General features: G+C 68.9%; 4 protein-coding genes and 1 pseudogene. 2 read left to right on the forward strand and 3 right to left on the reverse strand.

What is annotated here, in order from left to right:
- Together VGD32_RS10130 and VGD32_RS10135 are read right to left on the reverse strand one after the other, a co-directional pair.
- Positions 1-263: pseudogene (locus VGD32_RS10130) on the reverse strand (hypothetical protein); the annotation flags it as partial.
- 191 nt (positions 264-454) lie between these two features.
- Entirely contained in the window at positions 455-3,670 is a 3,216-nt protein-coding gene (locus tag VGD32_RS10135) for a TonB-dependent receptor (protein ID WP_331031769.1), read from the reverse strand.
- A 210-nt stretch (positions 3,671-3,880) separates the two neighbouring features.
- On the opposite strand from VGD32_RS10135, the gene VGD32_RS10140 reads away from it, so the two are divergent.
- Both VGD32_RS10140 and VGD32_RS10145 read left to right on the forward strand, forming a co-directional pair.
- Positions 3,881-4,303, forward strand: a complete 423-nt coding sequence (locus VGD32_RS10140; RefSeq protein ID WP_331031770.1) for a TIGR01244 family sulfur transferase — start codon at positions 3,881-3,883, stop codon at positions 4,301-4,303.
- Between the two features lie 223 nt (positions 4,304-4,526).
- The gene (locus VGD32_RS10145) at positions 4,527-5,429 is read left to right on the forward strand and encodes an MBL fold metallo-hydrolase (protein ID WP_331031772.1); all 903 of its coding nucleotides are present in this window, start codon (positions 4,527-4,529) and stop codon (positions 5,427-5,429) included.
- A 3-nt stretch (positions 5,430-5,432) separates the two neighbouring features.
- On the opposite strand, the gene VGD32_RS10150 is transcribed toward VGD32_RS10145, so the two are convergent.
- On the reverse strand, positions 5,433-6,102 hold a 670-nt coding region (locus tag VGD32_RS10150; protein ID WP_331031771.1), incomplete at its 5' end, for a DUF1499 domain-containing protein.

Here is a 6,102-nt window from a genome sequence, read left to right on the forward strand (position 1 = left end):
TCGCCCAGGGCGACGTGGCCGTTCACCAGCGCCTCGCACCAGGCGACCAGCGGATAGTCCTGTTCTGGCGCGCCGCGCGGCAGCGGGTTGGCGTAGGCGACCGCCTCGCGCAGGCGCAGGGCGTCGGCCGTCTCGCCGGTCGCGGGCGCGGCGGTGGCCACGGGCCCGTCCTGGGGGGCGGTCACGACCGGTCCGTCCTGTCCGGCGGCGGCGGACGGGCTCTGCAGCGTCAGGGCGGCGGCGAGAACGAGGCTGGCGATCATGAAGGCTCCGGAGGAAGGCGCCGTGTCGGCGGGTTCGGATGCCGCAACGCTTCAGGCCCCGCAATGGTTTTTCCGTGGCGGAGGATTTTCGCGCCGGCTCGCGGGCCACAATCGAAGCGCGACGGAACCAAGAAAAAAGGCGGCGGACCCGAAGGTCCGCCGCCCGGTAGTCTGTCTCTCCGACCGCTTGATTAGAAGCGGTAGGCCAGGCTGAAGCGCACGGAGCGCGGAGCCTGATAGGCGGTCACGTCCCCGTAGTTCGGGTTCAGCGACGACGGCAGGTTCGGGTCGACCCCGATGAAACCCGACGCGGCGATGTCGCCGAGGGTGCCGAACTCGTTGAAGTCCTGCGCCGACTGGAAGTCGAAGACGTTGAAGATGTCCGCGCGCAGCACGAGGCTGTCGCCCGGGATCTCGAACACTTCGGCCAGGTCGTAGGCGAAGGTCAGGTCCAGGTTCTTCAGCCAGTCGCTCTCGAACTGAGAACCACGCGGCGAAGCTTCCAGGGTGCCGTTGCCGTCGAGATCGCAGAACCAGGACGAGTTGGCGTACTGGTAGGCGAAGTCGTCGGTCGCGTGCTCACCCATGCAGCCGAACTTGCGCGGCGACTGGATGATCAGGTTGGCGCCGATCGTCAGAGCCGGGGTCGCCTGCCAGTTGCCGAACACCTTGAAGGTGTGGGCGCGGTGGTTGGGCAGGAAGCCGTAGGCGTTGTCGGTCAGGCCGGGCTGGTCGAAGTCCTGCGACAGACCGGGGTCGGTCTGGCCGTTGTCGGACTTCAGGGCGCCTTCGTAGTTGCCCTTGTTTTCCGACCAGACGTAGCTGAAGCGCGCGCCCCACACACCGTCGAACGGCTTGTCGAGCGAGAACTCCACCGCCTTGTAGGTGCGTTCCGGATCCGGATAGCCCAGGTCGGCGGCCGAGAGGGTGATCTCGCGGTCGGTGTAGACCTGGTTGATGCCGGCCGCAGCCGAGGCGTTGGTCAGGTCGGCGCCCGACAGGGTGATGACCATGTCCTCGCCCGGGTTGGTCAGCACGTACTGGTGGAAGCCGTACCAGACGTTGTAGCAGACCGCGGCGGACAGGTTGTCGGCGCCCTGGGTGTCGCAATAGGCGAGCACGGCGGCGTCGATGGCGACGTCGTCGATGGCCGTGCCGATTTCGCGGTACGTGCCCTTGATGCCCATCGTCCAGTCACCGAACACGCGCTGCTCGTAGCCGAGGATGAACTCGTCCACGAACATCGGGTCCAGCTCGGCGTCGACCTGGGTCGAGATCGGCTTGACGCCGCCGTCGGCCAGGGTGCTGGTGCCGGCGAGCGTGCCGAGGATCGGCTCGTCGTTGTCGTCGCGGATGCCGTCCTGGTTGGCGTCGATGGCGAGGTTGCCGTTGTTGACGTTCAGGTTCCAGGTATCCGAGATGAAGAACTCGGCGCCGGCCAGACGCTGGTTGGTGTTAACCGCGACCGGCAGGAAGTAGCGGCCCCAGAAGCCGAACAGCTTGGCTTCACCGTCGCCGAAGACGTCGTAGGTCGCGCCGAGACGCGGAGCCCACTGGTTCTTCAGGTCGACGAAGGCGACGCCGGCGATGTTCTCGTTCTCGAAGCCCTCGTTACGGATGCCGAGGTTCAGCGTCAGCTGATCCGTGACTTCCCACGAGTCCTGCAGGTAGTAGGCGTTCTGGGTCGAGGACCAGGCGCCGTCGTTGTCGTAGGCGCGGATGCGAACGCGACGCGGCGCTCCGACCAGGTCGGGACGGCCCACGGCGGCCGCGGTCGCGGCGGTGAACAGCGTCTGGTAGCGATACCAGATGCCGCCCGTGACTTCACCCGTGCAGGTGATGCCGTTGGCGAAGCCGCCCGGACGGCAGTAGCTGTAGCCGGCGCCCGAGTAGTCCAGCTGCTGGCTGGATTCCAGCTTCTCCTGGTCGATGCCGAAGCGGAAGTGGTGCGAGCCGAAGAAGTCGGCGTAGATGTCCACGTCGGCGCGCAGGATGGTGCGCTCGTCCTCGTTCGACGACGGCTGACCGACGCCCCAGATACCGCGGCGCGGGAAGCCCGGCAGCTGGTCGGTGATCAGCGCGCCGGCGTCGCCGGGCGAGGTGTTGTACTCGTTGTACTCGTTGACGCCGTAGGCCAGCGAGGTGGTCAGCCAGTCGGTCCACACGCCGGTGTAGCGCGCGATCCAGTTTTCACCGCCGAACTTGAAGGTCGACGGCGTGAACTCGCCGACTTCATCGCCGCTGGCGTTGACGAAGACGTTGCGGGTCTGCTGCTCCTGCTCGTCGGAGAAGTAGGTGAACTCCAGACGGTGATCGTCGGTGAGCAGGAAGTCGACCTTGGCGCCGTAGAACGGATCGTCCGAGGTGACGACGGTGCCGTTGGCGCCGGCGCCGAAGATCGGGTCGACCGTGGTGTTGCCGATGTTGGTCGATTCACGATCGCGCCAGTTGTACAGGCCGAAGATGAACAGACGGTCCTCGATGATCGGGCCGCCGAAGTCGACGATGACGTCCGACGACTCGACTTCGTCGAAGTTGTTCTGGGCCAGGTAGGTGTTCGGCGAGTCTTCACGCAGGCTGTCCGGCGACCAGTAGGCCGTGACGCCGAATTCCCACTCGTTGCCGCCCGACTTGGTCGTGCCGTTCAGCACGCCGCCGGTGCCGCGACCGAATTCCGACGAATAGCCGCCGGTCTTGGTTTCGAGCGTCTGGTAGAATTCGAACGGAACGGTCGACGAACCGGTGAAGTCCCGGAATTTCGTGATGTTCAGGCCGTTGATGAAGTAGGTGTTCTCACCAGCCGAGGCGCCGCCGATGGTCGGGATCGAGCCGAAGGCGCTGTCCGAGGCGGTCACGCCCGGGGCCAGCAGGGCCACGGCGCTGGCGTCGCGGGCGATCGGAACGTTGCGCGACAGTTCCTCGACGTTGACCGTCAGGCCGGTCGTCGTGGCGTCGAATTCCGAAACGGCGCGACGGACGCCGACGACGACGACTTCGTCGATCTGCGTGGCGTTGTCGGCCGCGGCGCCCAGCGTCAGGGTCAGGGAGGCGGTGCCGCCCGAACCGACGCTCACGGTGTCGGTCAGGGAGTTGTAGCCCGCCGCGTTGACCACGACCTCGTAGGTGCCCTGCGGCAGCGCCACGGCGCGGAAGCCGCCCGAGGCGTCAGTGGTGAAGCTGCGCGAGAAGCCCTGGCTGACCGAAGTCAGGGTGACCTGGGCGCCCGCGACCGGGGTGCCTTCCTGGTTGGCCACGGTGCCGGCGACGGCGCCCTGGGTCAGGTTCTGCGCGATGGCGACCGAGGGCGTCATCAGGGTGACGGCCGGAGCCGCCACCAGCGCCATAAGCGCCGTTCCGCCGATCATGGTCGAATGCAGCAAACGCTGCTTGATGGTTTGGGTCTTCAAAGGTGGTCCTCCTGAGACCGCCGGGCGCATCCAGGAGGAGGCGAACATCGACGGCAACCAAACTCCGCGCACCCCAATGCACGCAGATTGCCCCGACCTTAGACTTGGCAATGCCCAAGCGCAGCATAATTACGGTCCCGTAATCCAATCGTGGCCGGTCTGTCGCAATCCCGCCACACACCCATTCAAGCGGCTGGAATCGATGGCTAAATGACCGACATGATCGCCTCTCTTCGCCCTCTTTCACCGCAGGTCTGGGTGACGGGACAGGTCTGGCCGGCGGACATGACGGAACTGCGCGCGGCCGGATTCACGTGTTTGGTGAATCACCGCCCCGACGATGAGGAGCCCGGACAGCCGTCCGCCGCCGACGTGGGCCGCGCCGCCGCCGGAGCGGGCATCAGGGCGATGCATGCCCCGGCCCGCGGACTGCCCGACGCGGGTGCGGTCGCGGCGACACGGGAGGCGCTCGACTCACTGGGCCCGGACGACAAGGCGGTGTTCTTCTGCCGCTCGGGCATGCGCTCCGCGGCCGCATGGGCGATGGCGGAACGGCTGGCCGGGCGGGATGCCGGGGCCTTGCGGGATGCGGCGGCGGCCGCGGGCTACGATCTCGGCCGGGTTCCGTTGTAGAAGGCGGTCAGCGGGCCACGCCGACCCGGACCGCGTACGGGGCGGGATCCGGCGTGCAGGAGGCCACGACGAGTTGCGCCGCCATGAGACAGAGGAAGGCCGCCGCAATGGTCTGGAGCCGATTTGAGACAGCCAGGGCGATGGAAACGGCCATATCGGGCACTCCGCGGGTGAATTGCGGAGGCCCGGGGCAAGGGCCGGGCCGCCGCCGGGGCCGGGCATGATGATCCCCTTCGTGCGCGAACTGGACGTGGCCTACGGCCGTTGCGACCGGGTCTCGCCCCTGATCCGGCGGGTCGTCGCCGCCAATCCCGGGCCGTTCACCTACACCGGCACCGGGACCTATATCGTCGGGCGGGCGGAGACCGGCGCGGGCGTGGCGGTGATCGATCCCGGGCCGCCGGACGAGGCCCATCTTCAGGCGCTGCTGGCGGCGGTGGAGGGGCAGACGGTCAGCCATGTGCTGGTGACCCACACCCACCGCGACCACTCTCCCCTCGCCCGCCCGTTCGCCAGGGCGGTCGGTGCGCGTGTGCTGGCCGCGCGGCCGCCGGCGCGGATCGTTCACGCCTCGGGCGCGCTGGACGAGGAGGACGACGAGGCGTTCGTCCCTGACGCGGTCCTGAGCGGCGAAGAGGTGCTGGCCGGAGACGGCTGGACGATCGAGGCCATGGCGACTCCCGGCCACGCCTCCAACCACATGGGCTACGTCCTGCGCGAGGAGAACGCCCTGTTCAGCGGCGACCACGTCATGGGCTGGTCGACCACGGTCGTGGCCCCGCCTGACGGCGACATGACGGCCTACATGGCCAGCCTCGAGGCGGTGATGGCGCGCGGCTTCTCGACCATCTGGCCGACTCACGGCGCGCCGGTCACAGAGCCGGGGCCGTTCCTGGACGCCTACAGGGCGCACCGTCTCGAGCGCGAGGCCCAGATTCTCGCCCAGCTCGCGGACCAGCCGCGGCGGATCATGGATATGGTGCCGACCCTGTATGCGGCCGTGGACTCCCGCCTGTGGCCGGCGGCGGGCCTGTCGGTCTGGGCCCATCTGATCGCGCTGGAGCGCGCCGGGCGGATCGCGGCAAGGCCGGCTCCGGAGTTCGACGCCCTGTGGAGCCGGACCTGAGCCCTAATCGAGCCCGCGGAGGGATCGGCTGATCCGCGTCGCCAGCCGGCAGGCCTCGCCGCCGTGAGGCCGGCCATCCCGCGCCGCGACCCGGACGTCGGTGCGGCCGGGGCGGATGCGGATGACGGCGTCGTGGGTCACGCCGAACCAGAAGCCCGTGTGCGTGCCCGCCGCACGTCCGACGCTGACGCCGCCCTGCAGGCTGAAGCCCGCCTGCTGCAGCGCCCAGACCGCGGATTCCGGAGCCACCTGGGTCATGGCGGGTTGCGCCCCGGGGCAGGCGTCGACTCCGCCTGTGCGGTCGGGCCCTCGGGCGCCGCGCCGCGCCTGCAGCGCCCCGAAGCCGGGGATCTCGGTCAGGTCGCTGCTGATGTCGTCCGGCGGGCCCGAAGCCACCCGGGAGCCCTGCCAGACGAAGCCGCCGATGGTCGCGGCCGACAGGGCCAGGGTGATCGCCGCCAGCCAGGGCGACGCCCGGCGGCGCAGGGCGGAGACCAGCAGCGTCAGGGCCGCGATCGCGCCGAGCGCCGCCAGCGCCACTCCCACCCGCATCGCCAGCAGGTCATGACCGGTCTCGTAGCTCCAGAGACCCGTCCGGGCCCCCAGCGCCGCGACGAGAATGAACACCGGAGCCAGGACGACGACCGCCGCGAGCCGGAAACCGCCTCCGGCG

Origin of the sequence: Brevundimonas sp., assembly GCF_036402095.1 — a bacterium.
In the GTDB taxonomy this organism is placed as follows: domain Bacteria; phylum Pseudomonadota; class Alphaproteobacteria; order Caulobacterales; family Caulobacteraceae; genus Brevundimonas.